This is a genomic window from Membranihabitans marinus (genome assembly GCF_021729155.1).
Lineage (GTDB): Bacteria > Bacteroidota > Bacteroidia > Chitinophagales > Saprospiraceae > Membranihabitans > Membranihabitans marinus.
Window position 1 is genome coordinate 48,494 of the sequence record NZ_JAJQYA010000020.1, and the last position, 19,360, is coordinate 67,853.

Annotated in this window: 11 protein-coding genes; 8 read left to right on the forward strand and 3 right to left on the reverse strand. The window is 40.3% G+C overall.

The window, feature by feature from the left end; genetic code table 11:
- The first annotated feature begins 3 nt into the window (after positions 1–3).
- The 3 genes from LVD51_RS12885 (at position 4) to LVD51_RS12895 (ending at position 3,472) form a co-directional block, all read left to right on the forward strand.
- Positions 4–1,458, forward strand: coding sequence for a sulfatase family protein (locus LVD51_RS12885; protein ID WP_236971792.1), 1,455 nt, complete (start codon positions 4–6; stop codon positions 1,456–1,458).
- Between the two features lie 256 nt (positions 1,459–1,714).
- Positions 1,715–3,073: a BNR-4 repeat-containing protein gene (locus tag LVD51_RS12890; RefSeq protein ID WP_236971793.1), complete on the forward strand. Its 1,359-nt coding sequence runs from the start codon at positions 1,715–1,717 to the stop codon at positions 3,071–3,073.
- 12 nt (positions 3,074–3,085) lie between these two features.
- Positions 3,086–3,472 (forward strand): VOC family protein, encoded by a 387-nt coding sequence (locus LVD51_RS12895; protein WP_236971794.1) that lies wholly within the window; start codon positions 3,086–3,088, stop codon positions 3,470–3,472.
- Positions 3,473–4,151: 679 nt separating this feature from the next.
- Here LVD51_RS12895 and LVD51_RS12905 read toward each other — a convergent pair.
- The 3 genes from LVD51_RS12905 to LVD51_RS12915 all read right to left on the reverse strand — a co-directional run bounded on the left by LVD51_RS12905 (position 4,152) and on the right by LVD51_RS12915 (position 8,176).
- A complete protein-coding gene (locus LVD51_RS12905; RefSeq protein ID WP_262912778.1) occupies positions 4,152–5,987 on the reverse strand; it encodes a DUF2207 domain-containing protein in 1,836 nt (611 codons plus the stop codon).
- Between the two features lie 3 nt (positions 5,988–5,990).
- The gene (locus LVD51_RS12910) at positions 5,991–6,560 is read right to left on the reverse strand and encodes a LemA family protein (protein WP_236971795.1); all 570 of its coding nucleotides are present in this window, start codon (positions 6,558–6,560) and stop codon (positions 5,991–5,993) included.
- A 413-nt stretch (positions 6,561–6,973) separates the two neighbouring features.
- Entirely contained in the window at positions 6,974–8,176 is a 1,203-nt protein-coding gene (locus tag LVD51_RS12915; RefSeq protein ID WP_236971796.1) for a helix-turn-helix domain-containing protein, read from the reverse strand.
- A 223-nt stretch (positions 8,177–8,399) separates the two neighbouring features.
- Between LVD51_RS12915 and LVD51_RS12920 the strand changes: the two genes are divergently transcribed.
- The 5 genes from LVD51_RS12920 to uvrA all read left to right on the forward strand — a co-directional run bounded on the left by LVD51_RS12920 (position 8,400) and on the right by uvrA (position 19,311).
- Positions 8,400–11,645, forward strand: a complete 3,246-nt coding sequence (locus tag LVD51_RS12920) for a DUF1553 domain-containing protein (RefSeq protein ID WP_236971797.1) — start codon at positions 8,400–8,402, stop codon at positions 11,643–11,645.
- 6 nt (positions 11,646–11,651) lie between these two features.
- The gene (locus tag LVD51_RS12925; protein WP_236971798.1) at positions 11,652–13,088 is read left to right on the forward strand and encodes a DUF1501 domain-containing protein; all 1,437 of its coding nucleotides are present in this window, start codon (positions 11,652–11,654) and stop codon (positions 13,086–13,088) included.
- A 10-nt stretch (positions 13,089–13,098) separates the two neighbouring features.
- Entirely contained in the window at positions 13,099–14,451 is a 1,353-nt protein-coding gene (locus LVD51_RS12930) for a c-type cytochrome domain-containing protein (protein WP_236971799.1), read from the forward strand.
- Between the two features lie 74 nt (positions 14,452–14,525).
- A complete protein-coding gene (locus LVD51_RS12935; protein ID WP_236971800.1) occupies positions 14,526–16,082 on the forward strand; it encodes a sulfatase family protein in 1,557 nt (518 codons plus the stop codon).
- Positions 16,083–16,446: 364 nt separating this feature from the next.
- Positions 16,447–19,311, forward strand: coding sequence for an excinuclease ABC subunit UvrA (gene uvrA / locus LVD51_RS12940; RefSeq protein WP_394803172.1), 2,865 nt, complete (start codon positions 16,447–16,449; stop codon positions 19,309–19,311).
- Positions 19,312–19,360 lie beyond the last annotated feature (49 nt).

Genomic DNA, 19,360 nt, shown 5'->3' on the forward strand with positions numbered 1-19,360 from the left:
ACTATGAAATTTTTCTATTTTTTCTGTGCTTTAGTTCTCTGGGGCTGTAATTCAACGGTTGAAAATAAACCCAATATTGTGTTTATTTTTACCGATGATCAAGCTTCATGGACCATTAATGGCTTGGGGAATGACCAAGCTTATACTCCTCATATCGATCAATTGATTGCTGAAGGAGGTGTTTTTGAAAATGCTTTTGTGACCACTCCTGTATGCAGCCCTTCACGTGCCAGTTTGATGACGGGGCAGTACGCCACGGAGCTGGGAATATTGGATTTTATCCCCCATCCACGGCATCGTTTATTCGACCCCAATCATGAAGTAGGTCTCGATTCTTCTAACACTACTTTTGCAGAACTTATTCAAAAAAATGGCTATACCACCGGCTTAGTGGGGAAATACCATTTAGGGGATTGGACCCGATCGGATGACAAGCGACATCATCCCCTCAATCAAGGATTTGATTATTTTATGGGTTTGACTGGGGGCGGAGAAAGTCCAGTTAATCCTGTTTTGGAAAAGGATGGGGTTATTGATACCATAAAGGGATTGACTACGGATATTTTGACCGATCACGCACTGTCTTTTATTGATGCCAATAAGGATGATCCTTTTCTTTTATGTCTCAATTATCGAGCCCCACATTCCAAATGGCTGCCAGTAGCGGAAGAAGATTGGGCGCCCTATGAAAACTTAGATCCCGTTATTCCCAATCCGGATTTTCCCGATTTAAATGTAGAAAAGGTTAAAAGGAAAATGAAGGAATATCTTGCTTCTGTTTCTGGAGTCGATCGCAATGTAGGGAGAGTATTGGAGCAATTGAAGCAGTTGGGATTGGAAGAAAATACCATCGTTATATTTACCTCTGACCACGGTTACAATATGGGACACAATGGGATAGAACATAAGGGCAATGGATATTGGATTCTAAACACACCGAGACCTGCAACAGAAAATTTAGCTAAAAACTCAAGACCGAATCTATACGACCATTCATTAAGGGTGCCAGCGATAGTCAAGTGGCCCAATGTAATCAAGCCCGGCCTCAAGATAAAGGAAACCCAGTCTAATTTGGATTGGTTTCCCACTTTGTTGGAAATGACTCAAACGGATTTGCCCAAGGATAAGATCATACGAGGGAAGAGTGTATTGCCTTTGTTGAAAGGAGAGAAAGTAGAGGATTGGAGCAACGACTTTTATGCTGAATACAGCATGATTAATTATAGTACTGCTTATATGAGGTCTTATCGAAGTCCAGAATGGAAATTAATTGTAGATTTTAAAGATACGATGAGAAATGAATTATACCATTTAGAAGAAGATCCTGAAGAAAATCATAATCTCTATGATTCAGACTTACCTGAAGTAGTGAATCAGAAGAGAATATTAAAGAAAAAAATCATGGATCAAATGACTTTAATCGACGATGTTTTATTATTAACCCTTCATGAACATTGATATCTATATATTATGTAGTCAGGGAATATTCCATTTATTAGTAGAAGGGGTTAGAAAAATTTTTACTATTATTATTGAGTAATCACATTGTAATTGATGGAGGTGTATTGTGGTTTATGAATATAAAATTTATATTCACTGATGTTGGGCAAATTTTTGGTGTTCATACACAAGAATTATATCTTCGGTGATTTTAAATACAACAATAATGAAGAGATTTTCCCAATTTTCCTTTTGCCTAATACTGTGTATTTGTTTGTCAATCAGTAATGGTTTTACTCAGCAAAATTCCTCCAACATAGAAATCGACGGTTACAAGGGAATATGGTTTACTTTGGGACAGTTTTCAGATTATGGAGATAAGTATTCTGGGGGTTTGGGCACCTATACAGCTAAGCATTCACCCTTGGCCATATATGCGGAAGAAGTAAACAAGACGTTTTTTGTATATGGCGGTACCACTGGGCCCTATGATCGATATCTTTTGTGTATGATCGGAAGTTTTGATCATCAAACAGGAATGGTGTCCAAGCCACGAGTAGTTTACGACAAAAATAGTGTGGATGATCCACATGACAATCCGTCTTTGGCTATCGATGACGATGGATATCTATGGGTCTTTGTCAGTGGTCGGGGAAAAACTAGACCAGGCTTTAAGTATCGCAGCGATCAACCTTATTCTATTACTTCCTTTACACAAATAACCGAAGAAGAAATGACTTATCCTCAGCCAAAATATGTTTCGGGTAAAGGGTTTTTAAATCTATTTACCAAATATACAGGGATTAGAGAATTGTATTTTGAGACTTCAATCGATGGTCGCACATGGTCTGATGATCAGGCATTGGCTTCTATTAAAAGAAGTGGTGATACTAGAAGTGGTCACTATCAAATGAGTGGTCAATGGGGAAACAAAGTCGGTTTCTTTTGCAATTGGCACCCCAATGGCAATGTAGATTTGCGCACGAATTTATATTATATGGAAACCGTTGATATGGGGAAGACTTGGAAGACGATTGATGGTCAAGTCCTAGATTTACCGATACGAGATTTGAAAAGTCCTACCTTGGTTGGTGATTTTTTCAGCCTTGGAGAAAATGTATATTTAAAGGATATGGATTATGATAGTCAAGGGAGACCTATTGGTTTGTTTGTGCATGGTAAAGGGCATCAGCCAGGACCTCTTAATGGACCTAGGACGTGGTCTGTAGTTTATTGGAATGGTCAAGATTGGGAAACCCATCATATTACTACTTCAGATCACAATTACGATATGGGGAGCTTATGGATATCAGACGATGAGTGGATGGTCGTAGGGCCAACAGAAAACACCCCTCAACAATGGGGTGGTGGCGGAGAAATCGTTATGTGGAAATCTAAAAATAAAGGTCAGTCTTGGCAGCGAGTAAAACAGGTAACCAAAAATAGCCAGCGCAATCACAATTATGTAAGGCGGGTAGTCAATGGGCAGTCTCCATTTATGTACTTTTGGGCCGATGGAAATCCGAATCGTATGACTGAATCCCTTATGTATTTTGGTGATGAAGAAGGACAAGTTTGGCAATTGCCCTATGATATGCATAAGGATGAGCAGACTCCAGTGAGTGTCAAATAAAAATATAGGTTAATGAAAATAGAACACTTTGCTTTAAATGTACCTGAGCCATTGGCATTAGTTCAGTGGTACGTAGCCCATTTGGGATTATCTGTGCAATCGTCTATGGATAGTCCTCCATACATGCATTTTTTAATGGATGATAGTGGTCAAGTAATGGTGGAGGTGTATCGAAGGACTGATGCTGATATTCTCGATTTTAATGAGTTAAATCCTCTAACAGTACATTTGGCTTTTGTATCTGATGATCCGAGTGCCGACAAAGAACGATTGTTAAATGCCGGTGCAACAGAGATAAGTGATGATGTATTGGCAGATGGAAGTCGATTGGTAATGTTAAAAGATCCTTGGGGTGTGGCTCTTCAGCTCTGTAAGCGAGCGGTTCCCAAAATAGTTTGATCGATATCAATAGTTTGTTCTTGTTTCAACTCCATCATTATGCTTTGAGAAGGGCAATTCAAATTATTCATTTAAAACATCCACAAATGTTTGTTGAATAGTCTGGAAAAAAGATTTCAAAAGTTGAACAGGCTATTTCGCTTACTTGTTTGATATAAAGTATTAAAGACATCTTATGTCCCCCGCCGGCGGGGGTTAGGGGGTGGATGTAAAGCATTATTTTCTATCCAAATGTGTATAGTCGCATCAACCTCGTCAATACGATTAAGAACTTCCTAAGCTGAAAAACGCAGAGTTGTAAAACCAATTTTTTTTAAAAGTAGATCTCTATTGATTATAAGCGATCTATAAATTAGTAATAGGATTAAAATCAACTAGTCAATCTAATACAGGATTATTAATTAAAACAGTAAGCTTTTTTTAGGACGCGTCATTCTCTATCCAAATGTGTATAGTCGCATCAACCTCGTCAATGCGATTAATACGAATTACGTTTATAATTGATAAGCTCACCCACCCACGACACGGGGGGCGTGGTGCCCTCGTTGAAGGTAGATTTACTACCTTCAGTACTTCGTATTTTACTCGGTTATCTTTCGATTTATTGTAGAGATGCAATGCATTGCGTCTCTACGTCGGCAGAATTTATTGGTAATATCTCGTTCCATGTCGGAGACAATTACCAGCCACCGCCGCCACCACCGCCGCCTCCGCCACCGGAGAATCCACCACCTCCACTGCCACTTGAGGATTTGGGAGCTGCTGTCGATACGGCTGAACTAAACTGACTGCTGATGTTATGTATTTGATTGATATTGCCACTATACCAAACAGGGTGATAGGTATTGTTCTCAATGGCTTTGGCCAAAACATCTTTAAATTTCTTGGCCCATTTATTCTCGACCCCAAGTGCGATGGCATAGGGAAGGTATTTTTCAAAAAGTTCTGGTGTTTGTTCTGGTGGGGTAAAAAACTCGAGCAATGCTTTTTCTGATTTTTCGAGATATAGCTTAAAACCTTTTATTTCTGCTGTGGTTTTCTGACCTTTTTCGGTGGGTGCAACGATTAATAATTGATATACACCTAAGACGATAGAGGAAATTCCAAAGAGGATTCCCACCGTCATTGAATTGGTTATATGATAAGGTACACTTGTGACAAATCCAGTAAAGACAACGACGACAATTAAGGTCATCGGTAGGATAATAAGCCACTTATACCATTTGCGAATTAAGTAGGGAATACTGGTAATGATATAGGCGATAAAGGCAAATAAAAAAGTAAAAAAAAACGCAAACAACCTGTTTTTGACCATTAAATTGGTTTGAAAACTAAAACATATACTCACCATAATAGCTAGTAGTAAACAGGCTATTATAATGTATTTCCAATTGTATCGATAGTAATCTTTGAGCGGATTTTGACTCTTGAGGGTGGATTGGAAATTACTTAGGGCTGATTGATACCTTGAATAATTTCCTTTTTTTAAAGTATATACTTGACTTCTTATAAACAGCCGATCGACAAAGGCCGCTTCTTCTGGGAATAATTCAATGTCATCGGAGACTTTAGTAAAGGTGAATTTCTTTTTGTGATTTTCGATTTTTATGCTTCCCTTTACGGCAGCACTTACTAATGTAGCTGAGATACTGTCGTTGTTTATATGATGATTGAGAATATAATTCATGGCTGATGGGCTGAGGTCAGCAGGTGGATCCCATCGGGGAACAATAGCTCTTTCAGCAGGATCTTGGCCTACCTTTTGCCACCATCGATAGGCGAATAATGAAAATAGCGCCAATGAAAGAATAAATAATCCAATATTCAATGATGAAAATACCGATTGGGTTTTGAATTCATCGGTAACAAATCCCTTAGGCCAGGCCACGGCGAAGGTTGCGCCTTCAAATGGCGTTAATCCCTGTTTGCTCTTCAAAATTACGGTTGAGTTATCAGATCCAGTGGTCAGACTACATTGGTCGTCAGTAGACCCAGCACTGCCGGTATAACAACTGCCTTGTAGAAATGTGGCTCCCGATGGCAGATGGATGGTCGCCGAATACTGATTGATGGGGAAGAGCCAAAAATGGCCTATAACATTCCAATACAATTCGTCGTATTCCTCAAAAAATGATATTTGGTTTTCAGATTTATACGATATTTCATAAGTGTACACTCCAGGGTCTAGCAAGACATCTTTGTCTCCAATGTAGACTTTGAGCTCTTGGCCATTTTTTTCGGTGTGAAATGGCTCTGATTTTCCATCTTTTTTAATGCTTTGAATCCGAATAGGAGTAGGCTCAGATACATTATTGGCATTGGGGCGACTAATGGGAAAATTTCTATAAATCCCCCGCCTAATTTCATTACCCTCAGATCTGATGGTAATTTTTTCCGTTACTTCAATATTGTTTTTTGTGCCTATAAGTATGTCTACATCGTATGAGAGAATTTCTTCTTGGGCAGTTAGCTGCCAGGAAAGACCAATTAAGATGTAAAATATAAGGTAGCGCATAGTTTAAAATGTGACGGTTGGATTTGATCGTTCATTGTGGTCTTCTAATTCAAAGAATTCTCCTTTTTTAAATCCACCCCAATTGGCGACTAAGGCTGATGGAAATGATTCAACGCTAATATTGTAGTCTCTCACAGTGGCATTGTAATACCTTCTTGATTTTTCAATATCGCCTTCAATGGCAGAAAGTTGAGTTTGCAATTCTCTGAAATTAGCGTCGGCCTTGAGGTCGGGGTAGTTTTCAACAACGACCATTAATTTACCCAACGCTGCACTTAGCATATTTTCTTGGGCCATTGCATCGCTGAGGTTATTGGGCTGAGCAGATCCTCCCTGCATGGCTTGAGCTCTAGCTGCCATTACTTTTTCTAAAGTCTCTGATTCATGGCTGGCGTATCCCTTTACAGTATTTACAAGGTTGGGAATGAGGTCGTGACGTTTTTTTAATTGAACATCGACACCACTAAACCCCTCCTCCATCATATTGCGATTGCGCACTAATTTGTTGTAGATGGAAATCCCAAAAAGAATGAGACCTACGAGGATAATTACAGGTATAAGTAGATTCAACATAAGATTAGCGTTTCAGTGTTTAATGTATTTTCTAAAATTACAGTAAATATTTTCATTTACACCTTGTTGCCAAATATTTAATATATTGTTTATCCCAGTTCTTCCTTTTGTATGGACTGCGCCAGTATGTCAATTGGTTAAATTGTTTTAGAGAATTGGTTTTCTGTAATGATATCGTTGGTGTTCCATTGTGTTTCTATTTTAATATTGCAGTTTTATGTAAATAAAATTAGGCAATACCTCGCTCCTGAATTTAGTATCGAATTTTTGTTGCAACTAGTGAATATGCCATCATTTGTATATTTGGGAAATACCAAGGTCTAGGTTTATCGAAAAGAATTGTGGAATTTTATAATATTTACTTCAAGATTCTATCTCACATTTGGTACAATACTCTAAGGTAAGTTCCCATCTTATTCGTGGACGTCCCACACCGATTGGCTTTCCTCAATTACATGGGCGTGTAGCATTTTGGTATTGAGTTGGGTCCGGTTAATGCCGTTGACTTCAAACAATATCTCAAAATAGGGAGGGATGTATCCAAATTTTTCAATCAATCCAGCTTCAATTTCACGCATTAGTTTTTCGTCTGTGAAATTCTTAAGACTCTGAGAAGCACCAGTATCCCAAATCCCACCCAATAAAAGGATTTCATTGTTGTTGGGACCGGGAAATTTGGCTACAAAACCGTAATCTGTATGATATTCTTCTGCCTTACCTATGGGGCTGTATGCATGGGTTTTGTCATCGTCGTCGAGATAGTATATGGTGCTCGGGGATTCTGCTTCATTGTAAGAAAATCGACTATTGTTGAAGTAGTTGCGGAAAAATCCTGCATTCTTCAACATTCCAACGTAGACTATATTTTGGTCTTGAAGGTCCTTGGGATTGAGCTCAGTCATAAATTTAATACTAAAATATTCGTTGAATTCCCTAAATAAGTGGGTAATGCTCTTGACCCATTCCACAGAGCCTCTAATTAGAAATGAATAGGGCAGGGTGTTCTGATTGGTTTTGCGAACGGCGAGAAATTCGCTGGCCGAATTGATATCTACATCTCTAATGGTGCGTTCAGTTTGAGTGGCACTATCCAATTCTTTATAGATAAATAAATCCCCGATAACCAATGCATTTTGTTTGTTGGAAGCAAAAAATGAAGTCCAAATGGGGTAGGAGGTATTCTCTGATGACGAATTTGATTTTTGGTAGTATATAGTAATCGCTATTAATGCCAACAAACCTATGACACTGCCTACTACTTTTCTTTGCTTGAAAGATTTTAAAGGCTTTTCATCATCTTTGTTTTCTTCGAAAAGTACGGCATATCCCCCAGTGGGAATAGTCAATTTTATGGTTTCTTCTGTGCCTTCAGTTTCGTAATATTTCTTTATTTTTTTGCGCAAATTGTAAATATATACCCTCACTTTTGTGTTGTCGGATCTGATATCTTGAATGCCAAATATCTGACTGGCAATAGTAACTTCTTTTGGGATTTCACCTTCTAAAGAGGCATCAACCAAGTATCGCAATAGGTTGGCGTAAGTGTTGGAATGACCAAAAGAAGGACTTTCAATTATCCTTTCGACCAATTCCGTATATTTTTCTTTTTCTATCATTGCATAGTGGGTATAAGCTGACTATTAATGTCTTATGTCGATGTTATAAACGTTTATTAACGGTTAATAAAGCGGTAAATAAGTCAATTTTTGTCAGAAGTAAAGGTATGTGTTTTACATCATTATTGTTAATTTGGCAAAAGTAAATATTAACTGAGATTTGATTTTGTCTGAATCGATCAAGGGATGGGAATATATATAGATACACTTTAAAATGGGAAATATGTTGAAAAAGGGGATGGGTTTTGCTATGGTTTTTCTTCTTGGGCTACAGGGATGTAAATCTCCATTGCCGGAAGAATTGGTAGAGGCTAGTGTCGATATACCAGATAATATCGATTTCAACTACGATGTCAAACCCATACTTTCCGATAAATGCTTTTCGTGCCACGGACCGGATTTAGATGGACTAAAAGGCGACTTGAGATTGGATATTGCAGAATCCGCATACAGCGCATTGGGTGATCACGGAGATCGATATGCCATCGTTCCGGGAAAACTTTCCAAAAGCGAATTGTTTCATCGAATAATTTCTGATGATGAGGAAGTGATGATGCCACCACCAAATTCCAATTTAGTATTGACGGATCGAGAAAAGGCTATTTTGTCTCGTTGGATAGAGCAAGGCGCAGAGTACAAAGATCATTGGTCATTTATTCCCCCGTCGATGCCGGATATAGAGGATTGTCCATCGGAAACCAGTACGATAGATTATCTCGTGCAGCAAGAATGGTATTCCCAAGGATTACAGCCCAATCCTCGGGCAGACAAAGAAACATTGATTCGACGACTTTCATTTGATCTCACAGGTCTGCCTCCTAGCTTGGAGGAAGTGGATGAGTTTTTAGCTGATGACGATCCAGAGGCCTATGAAACTTTAGTCGATCGTTTGTTGGCCCGTCCAGCTTACGGTGAGCGCATGGCTGCTATCTGGATGGATGTGGCTCGATATGCTGACAGCGATGGCTATTTGGATGATAAGCATCGCAGTTTTTCTCCTTGGAGAGATTGGGTCATACACGCATACAATAGCAATATGCCCTACAATGAGTTTGTTACCTGGCAATTGGCTGGCGATTTAATACCGGATTCTCATAAAGAAAGTATTCTCGCGACGGCTTTCAATAGATTACATAAGAGAAATACCGAAGCTGGTATCGATTTTGAAGAATTTAGAGTGGAGTATGTTGCGGATAGGGTGCAAACTCTCAGTACCGGAATCATGGGCTTATCGGTTCAATGTGCGCGCTGTCATGATCACAAATACGATGAAATCAGCCAAAAAGACTATTACAAAATGTTTGGGATGTTTAATAGCACCCATGAAGTAGGTTCACCTGCCTATGGACCGGATCAAACGCCAGGACCTGCACTGTTGTTGACGGATGAAACACAAGATAGCTTGATTGCTTTTTTGCACCAGGAAACTTCTAAGTTGGAGGGTGAATTAAAACAAGTTCGTGAAAAATCCGATGAAAAAATCAGTCAATGGCTTGGATCCAAGAATGACGACCAGTTATTAAATGAGGTAAAACGAAACATAAGTCGTTCATTGACGGATCACTATCCACTAGACGGGTATCAAAAATCCAGTAATGGTACATTTTCTCTCAATAATGACTTGGTGGCTTCCCGCTCTGGAACTGTTTCTGACCCTATATTTCGTCCGGGAGTAAAGGGCAATGCCTTTTTTGTCAATGAATTTAACACCGTTTCACTAGGTGACAAAGTAGGGTGGTTTGAACGGACTGAGCCCTTTACATTGGATTATTGGTTGTATCCAGATACCGTGTATGAAGAAGTCGGCGTGATCTATCACTGTGAAGATTTGCGATTGGGATTGAAAGGATATTCCATGTTTTTGAAAGACAATCGATTGCAATTTATTATGGCTCATTCCTTTCCTCAGAATGCCATTGTGTTGGAAACTTTAGAAGCCCTGATGCCCAAAAAATGGCATCATATTACCGTGACCTATGATGGGGGGAGTAAGGCGAGAGGAGTACAATTGTATTTGGATGGTAAGCCAATGGAGACCAAAACTATTGAAGACAATCTGTACAAGGGGATTTTGTTTCAGCCCGATATTCATACCTATGGGTTTAAGGGGATTACCCTAGGAAATAGACCTCATATTTTACCACTGTTGCACGGTGGAATCGATGAAGTAAAAGTATATAATGAGGCATTGTCTGCTATGGAAGTGAGATGTGCCCACGATGAAAATGAAACCATGGCTTATTTGAAATCCTTATCTGATGGTGAAAAAGTAAGCTATGTAAAGGATTATTATTGGAATGTCAAGGCTGAAGATGTTGGAGAGATTAAACAACGTCTAAGGGATGAACGACGCAAAGAAAATGAAGTCCTCAATGAGGTGTCGGAAATTATGGTTTTAGGTGATTTGCCAGAACCCAGACCGACTTATGTCTTGGATAGGGGTGTTTTCGATCAGCACGCAGAGGAAGTAGAGCCCGGTGTGCCTGAGGCTGTGTATCCATATGATTCATCATTGCCCAAAAATAGATTGGGCTTAACCCAGTGGCTCTTCGACCCCAATCACCCGTTGACTTCCCGAGTATACGTCAATCGATTGTGGCAAATGTTTTTTGGTAAAGGTATCGTAGAAACATCTGAGGACTTTGGAAATCAAGGCAAATTGCCTAGTCATCCGGAATTGTTGGATTATCTCGCAGTGCGTTTTGTGGAATTGGGTTGGGATGTGAAGAAGTTGCAAAAAGAAATTGTAATGTCTGAGGTTTACCAACTCGCATCTAATGTAAGCCAAGAAGGTTTGGAAAAAGATCCCGAAAACATTTACCTCGCTAGAGGGAGTCGATTTAGATTGCCAGCAGAAATGATACGCGACAATGCATTGGCCAGCAGTGGGCTATTGGTAGAACGGATTGGCGGCGAAAGCACTTATCCCTATCAGCCTGCAGGACTCTGGGATGAATTGAGTAATAAGTCTTGGAGGTATCAATATCTTCAAGAACCAGGAGAAGGATTGTATCGACGCAGTCTGTATACCATCTGGAAGAGGACGGCACCACCGCCATCGATGTTGATATTTGATGCCCCTGAACGGGGCGAGTGCAAGGTAAGACGACAGACTACCAGTACTCCATTGCAGGCATTGGTATTGCTGAACGACCCTCAATATGTGGAAGCCAATAGAGCTCTGGCGGCTTCGGTCTTGGAAGAATATCCCAATGATACTGTGGAGCAGATTCAGCAAATATTTAGATCGATAACTGGACGTCGGCCCATATCAGTCGAAGAAAATCTCTTGTCCCGGTTTTTAGAGGAAGAAATTCAACGATTTAAAGAAAATCCCAAGGATAGGGACGATTATTTGACGGTTGGGGAATATAGAATCGATTCTGATTTGGACGCCAATCAATTGGCTGCTCTCGCAACTATAGCTCATTCGATCATGAATACCGATGAAGGGTATACAAGAAAATAAAACAAAATGGAAGAAGTAAAGAAAATTTTAAATCAACATAAGCGAAGAGATTTCTTGAAAAAGGCAGGTTTGGGTTTTGGTGGCATGGCTTTGTCCGCTATGTTCAATCCACTTCAGGCTCAATCGAGGAATAACCAAATATTGGGCAATGGGCATTTTCCCGCAAAGGCCAAGCGCATAATTTACCTGTTTCAAAGTGGAGGCCCTTCTCAAATAGAAACCTTTGATTACAAACCGTCCTTGGCCAAATGGCACGGCAAAGAAATACCGCCTTCCATCAAAGGGACCCAACGGAATTCCGGTATGGTGTCCGGACAATCATCTTTTCCATTGGTAAAATCCATCTTCGATTTTAAACAATATGGAGAATCTGGAGCCTGGGTCAGCGAATTGTTTCCCCATACTGCGGAAGTAGTTGATGAGCTATGTATTATCAAGTCGATGTATACCGAAGCCATCAATCACGAGCCTGCGGTGATGTTTATGCAGACGGGATCACAGCAAAGTGGACGTCCTTCTATCGGGTCTTGGATGAGTTATGGATTGGGGAGTGACAATGAAAATCTCCCTCATTTTATTGTATTGATTTCCAAAGGAGGGGGAGCGCAACCCCTGAGTTCGGCGGCTTGGGGCAATGGATTTTTGCCTTCACATCACCAGGGAGTTCAATTTAGATCTGGCAAGGATCCCGTGTTGTATCTCAGTAATCCCTATGGGGTTCACGGTGATGATCGCCGAAGAGCATTGGACTATATCCAAGAGATGAATAAGCAGCAGTACAGTATGTGGAACGATCCCGAGATCAATTCCAAAATCAATCAATATGAAATGGCCTATAGAATGCAGACCTCGGTGCCGGAAGCCGTCGATGTATCTGGAGAACCTGATTATATCTACGATATGTATGGGCCAGATTCCAAGGTGCCTGGTACCTACGCGGCCAATTGTTTGTTGGCTCGAAGAATGGCCGAACGCGATGTCAAGTTTATACAATTGTATCATATGGGCTGGGATCAACACGGTAACTTGCCTGGGGGGATTCGCAAGCAGGCCTTGGGCACGGATAGAGCGACCGCTGCTTTGATTAAAGACCTCAAACAACGTGGATTGTTGGAAGATACCTTGGTAGTCTGGGGTGGGGAATTTGGTAGAACGAGTTTTTCACAGGGACGATTAACGGCAACCAACTATGGAAGGGATCACCATCCTGGTTGTTTTACGATGTGGATGGCTGGAGCTGGTGTGAAAAAGGGTATGGTTTATGGAGATACCGATGAATTTAGTTATAATGTGAACACCAACCCTGTGCATGTCCATGATTTTCAGGCTACACTCTTGCATTTGTTTGGAATTGATCACGAAAAATTAAATTTTAAATACCAGGGAAGAAGATTTAGATTGACCGATGTGCACGGCAAAGTAGTACACGATATATTATCATAAAAAATTGACAATGGATATATTTTTAGGACGCTTTCATCCTGTTTTAGTTCATTTGCCCATTGGGTTTTTATTGTTGGCTTTGTTGTTGGAGTTTTTGTCGTTGCAGTTCAAAGAACGGTATCATTTTCTCTCTCAATCCGTGGCTATTTCCCTGTTGATTGGCGCTATTTCTGCATTGTTGGCCGTGGGCTCGGGATGGATGTTGGCTCGTTCTGGTGGTTATGATGAAGCAGCCTTGGATTGGCACCGATGGATGGGCGTGGCCGTAGTTGTGGTCGCTGTCTTGGGATTTTTACTGAAGACTAAAATATTGGTTTTTCCAATAGTGGTTGTTCGAGCTTGTTTGCTCTCAATCTTCGTTTTGGTTACCATTACTGGGCATTTGGGGGGGAATCTCACTCATGGCAAAGATTATTTATTAGAGCATGCCCCAGCATTTATCAAAAAAGTAATGTTGAATGAAGGGGAGGAAGAAGTTGCAGTTTTGCCCCAACACCCTGATTCTATCAATATATACCATCACCTAATACAGCCGATGTTACAGGATAAATGCCAATCTTGTCACAATGCCGAAAAGGCCAAAGGAGGATTGGATTTGTCACAATACGAAACCACCATGTTGGGAGGGGATGAGGATCTGGCTGTAGTTCCCTTTCAACCGAGAAAGAGTAGTTTGTTTCATCGAGTCACCCTACCTATGTCCAGTTCCAAATTTATGCCGCCCAAAGGTGAAGCGCTATCATATCACCAAGTCCAAATCATTGAATGGTGGATCGCTGAAGGTGCAGATGTTGAGATGACTGTCGGAGGAGGGGAGTTGCCCGAAGATATTGTGTATATCTTGCAGCATGACTATGAAAGAGATGTTAGACCCCAGCCCTTTTACATCAATGAATTAATAGAGGCATTGTCCGAGGAATCTATGGCTAATCTCGTTGACGCTGGATATGTGGTTAGACCATTGTTTGATGGCAACCCCTACATTGAAGTGACTTTAAATAAAAAAATTGTCGATGGGACTATTCAGTCCCTTCTCCATGCCAAAGACCATATTGTTAAATTGGATTTGGGAAATACTGCTTTGTCTGATGATGATTTGGCAATCGTCGGTCAACTGCGCAATTTGACCAACCTCAATATAAGCAATGCAGCTATTTCAGATGCTGGTCTCGCTAATTTAAAGGATTTGCCTAGGTTGGAGATTCTCAATCTTTACGGCAATGCCATTAGCTCTAAAGGTGTAGATTGGGTGAAAAAAATCGAAAGTCTTAAAAAGGTTTATGTTTGGAATACCGGTTTGGATAGTATTTATCTAAATCAATGGGCCAAAGAAAATACTAATTTAGAAATCATTGGTAGCTAAGTATAGGTAATTTTTCTGAATGAATATCATTATATTAACCTCATTGTATAATCCAACAGAATAATTACAGGAGAATGGGAGTGATTAATATAATTAAGATCGGACTTTTTTGTGGCATAGCAGTTTTATGTAGCCAGTGTCAAACGAATAATGAAGAAGAAAAATTACCGAATATCATTTATGTTTTGGCCGATGATTTGGGATATGGTGATGTAGGTGCTTTTAATCCCGAATCGAAAATCCCAACCCCGTATTTGGATAAAATGTCTGCAGCAGGTATGATGTTTACCGATGCCCATACTTCTTCGTCCGTGTGTACCCCGACGCGTTATGGGATATTGACGGGGAGGTACAACTGGCGTTCAGTATTGAAAAGCGGAGTACTTTATGGACTGGATTCTGCAATAATATCCCAACAGCGGTTGACTTTGCCTAAGTTATTGAAGAAGGCAGAATATCAAACTGCCTTTATTGGGAAATGGCATTTGGGGTGGAAATGGGCCAAAGACAGTGAAGGCGAGATCGATTTTGCAAAACCCATTACCAATGGACCTAGAGAAGTGGGGTTTGACTATTCCTATGGACATATTGCTTCATTGGATATGGAACCTTATGTATATGTGGAAAATGGAATGGCAACCCAAATACCCAATCTCCACATTGAGAAAGAATCCTCTTATAAATTTTATAGAGAAGGGAGGAGGGCTGCCGATTTTATCATGGAAGAAGTAACTCCACATTTTTTTATGAAAACTCAGGAGTATATTGAAAATAAACAAGCAGAAGACCAGCCCTTTTTTCTCTATTTGGCTTTGCCATCTCCTCATACGCCGATTTTGCCTACTGAGGATTGGCAGGGCAAAAGCCAGATCAATCCCTATGCCGATTTTGTGATGATGATTGACGATTATATGGGCAAAATGCTTCAACAATTAGAGGATTTGGGAATAGCAGACAATACCATGGTGGTGTTTACTTCTGACAATGGGTGTTCGCCAATGGCTAAATTCAATGTCTTGGCCGAGTACGGACACCATCCCAGTTATATCTATCGTGGCCATAAAGCCGATTTGTTTGAAGGGGGGCATCGCGTACCCTTTATTGTTCAATGGCCTGCAAAAGTGAAGGCGGGATCTATCAGTGATGAAACCATCTGTACCACCGATTTTATGGCCACTTGTGCCGATCTTATCGGTGAAAAACTCGGTCAAAATGAAGGTGAAGATAGTTACAGCATGATGGCCTTGCTCACAGATGAATCCATGTCGACATTTGATAGAGAACAAACCATTCACTCTTCGATAAATGGCAGTTTTGCGATTCGCAAAGGAGACTGGAAATTGATTGCTGCTCCCGGTTCTGGCGGATGGTCATTTCCCCGGCCCAACTCCAAAGAAGCCGCCGAAATGCCTCCTTTACAATTGTATAATTTAGCAGAAGATGCCGATGAATCAGAAAACCTTGTCGAAGATCATCCTCAATTAGTGGGGGAGTTGTATCGTGAATTGTTGACCGTTATTCACAATGGACGAAGTAATCCAGGACCAATATTGGCCAACGATGTCAACCGATTTGATACGGCATGGACCAGCTTAGCTCGATTGGAATCCCTGGGAGAAGCAATCGAATAAATTTCGGTTTGTATAGATGGAAAAAACGGGTTGGAACACTGCAGATTCGCATTGGTTTCAACAAATTCATTATATGTCAATCTATTCTCGTATTTTTGTCTTTTTTCTTTGAATTGAGAAAAAATATTGACTGCTTTAACTCTAATACCAAATGCATTTTATAATGACGGTAAAGATTTTGAAAGTATTTGAAGTTTGACGAGGCTAAAAACACAGGCATAGCCGTAGCTACGGCGAGTATTTTAAACGAAGTATAACTTCAAATAATTCGAAATATAACCGTCAATTATGAATTCATTTGGTATAAGTTTTTATATTCCATGTGTTTATAGGCTATGTGGAATTGCCGTTAAAGCAAATTTAAATGCATCACCATGCTAAACTATATATATTGAAAGATCTAGAAGTAATAAAAGTAGTAGGCGCAAGGGAGAATAATCTGCAAGATATTGATGTAACCATACCGCGCAATCAATTGGTGGTCATCACGGGGATTAGTGGAAGTGGAAAATCCTCTCTGGCATTTGACACCTTGTATGCTGAGGGACAGCGACGATATATGGAGACTTTTGGGATCTATGCGCGTCAATTTATAGGGAAGATGGAGCGACCCGATGTCGATCAAATTACGGGATTGAGTCCGGTAATATCCATTGAACAAAAAACCAGTGGATGGAATCCTCGATCGACGGTGGGGACAATTACAGAATTGTATGATCTTTTTCGACTCTTGTATGCTCGTATCGGAGAAGCTTATTCTTGGAAGTCGGGCATGAAAATGCAGCAATTTACTGAAGAGCAGATCATCGAAAAAATGTTTGCCGATCAATTAGACCAGAAGATTATGATCTTGGCTCCTGTGGTGCGCGGGCGAAAAGGACATTATAGAGAACTATTTGACCAAATACGAAAACAGGGTTTTACCAAGGTGCGTATCGATGGTGAAATGGTGGACTTGATCAAGGGGCTAAAGGTGGAACGATACAAAATACACGATATCGAAGTAGTGGTCGATCGTCTAAAAGTAACTGAAGATAGAAGAGATCGAATGGGCAAGTCTATATCCACTGCCTTTGAAATCGGTGAGGGATTGGTCTATGTATACAATATGGACGAAGATAAGGTGCACAGCTTTAGTAAAGAGTTGATGGATATAGAGAGTGGGATCTCGTATGAAGACCCTTCCCCCAATACATTTTCATTTAATTCACCCTATGGCGCTTGCCCCAAATGCAATGGATTGGGTTATTTAAATGAGGTGGATTTGGACAAAGTGATTCCCGATTATGAGATGTCCATCAGCAAGGGAGGAATTGTGCCTTTTGGTGAACGAAGAGAGAATAAAACCTATGAGCAACTAAAAGCCATCGCCAAAAAATACAAATTTACTCTGGGCAGCCCTATTAACGATATTCCCCAACAGGCCATGGATATTATCTTAAATGGCGGGGGAGATGATGTTGAATTGGGCTTGACTCAAAACAACTTTTCTGAATTTTCACTGGCATCTGAAGGGCTGATTAAAATGTTGGAAAGGTGGTATTCTGATACCAGTTCAGAAAAAATAAGGAAGTGGGCAGAGGAGTTTATGAGTTTGAATGACTGTAGTGAATGTCATGGATATAGACTCAAGAAAGACTCTTTGCATTTTAAAATTGCAGAAAAACACATAGGGGAAGTCGCCAATTTCGATTTAGATGAATTGGCGGAATGGTTGGATGAATTGCCCGCAAAGTTGTCCAATAAACAGACTTTGATAGGAAGTGAAGTCCTTAAGGAAATCAACACTAGATTGCATTTTCTTCTGGATGTGGGATTGAATTATCTGTCCCTAAATCGACCGGCTAAATCCCTTTCTGGAGGAGAGTCTCAACGAACTCGATTGGCCAATCAAATTGGTTCTCAATTGACGGGGATTACCTATATCATGGATGAGCCCTCCATTGGATTGCATCAAAGAGACAATCATCGACTTATTCATGCTCTCAAAAATTTGGTTTCCACCGACAATACGGTTATTGTGGTAGAACACGACGAAGATATTATGATGGCCTCAGATTATCTTATCGATATAGGACCGGGAGCCGGTAAATTGGGAGGTGAGATTGTGGCTGCGGGAAGTCCTCAAGAAGTGATGAATTCTGAGGAAAGTATGACCGGGCATTATCTGTCTGGGAAGGAATCTATTCCTGTGCCAGAAGTCAGGAGGAAGGGCAATGGCAATTTTATTACATTGACAGGAGCTACAGGGCATAATTTAAAGAATGTATCGATATCCATTCCCCTCAATACCTTGACTTGCGTGACAGGGGTGTCTGGAAGTGGTAAGTCGAGTTTGATCAATGAAACCTTGTATCCTATTCTCAGAAAGCATTTTTATCGAAGTTTGCAAGAGCCACTTCCATTTGAAAGTATTGAAGGCATAGATTTAATAGACAAGGTCGTCGATATTGATCAATCTCCTATAGGGCGAACGCCTCGATCTAATCCAGCTACTTATACCAAGGTGTTTACTGACATTCGAAAATTATACGCCGATATTCCCGAGGCCAAGATTAGAGGTTATAAGATCGGCAGATTCTCTTTTAATGTAAAAGGGGGACGATGTGAGGATTGCAAGGGAGCTGGGATGAAAGAGATTGAAATGAATTTTATACCCAATGTTTATGTGGAATGTCCTACTTGCTTTGGCAAGCGATTTAACCGCGAGACCTTAGAAGTATTATTTAAAGGGAAAAATATCAGTGATGTGCTCGATATGACGGTGGATGAGGCTGTCGAGTTTTTTGAAGCCATTCCCAGAATTCATAAAAAGCTCAAGACGATAAAGGATGTAGGCTTGGGTTATATTTCATTGGGACAGTCTGCGACAACGCTTTCTGGAGGGGAGGCACAAAGAGTAAAATTGGCAGAAGAATTGTCAAAACGCGATACGGGACAGACCCTCTATATCTTGGATGAACCTACGACGGGATTGCATTTTCAAGATATAGCTCGTCTACTAGAAGTTATTAAAAAATTAATAGATAAGGGAAATACTTTTATCATTATAGAGCATAATTTAGATGTGGTGAAGACCGCAGATTATGTAATAGATATTGGCCCGGAAGGGGGGAAATACGGTGGACAGGTTGTGGCTTCAGGTAGTCCTGAGGAGGTGGCCAAAGTGAGTGAATCCAAAACGGCTAAATTTTTGCAAGAAGTATTAAATGTAAAAGTGGCGATGTAAAATAGTGTTGAATAGCATTCGGTTTCAAAACTTTTATTAATATTGATGA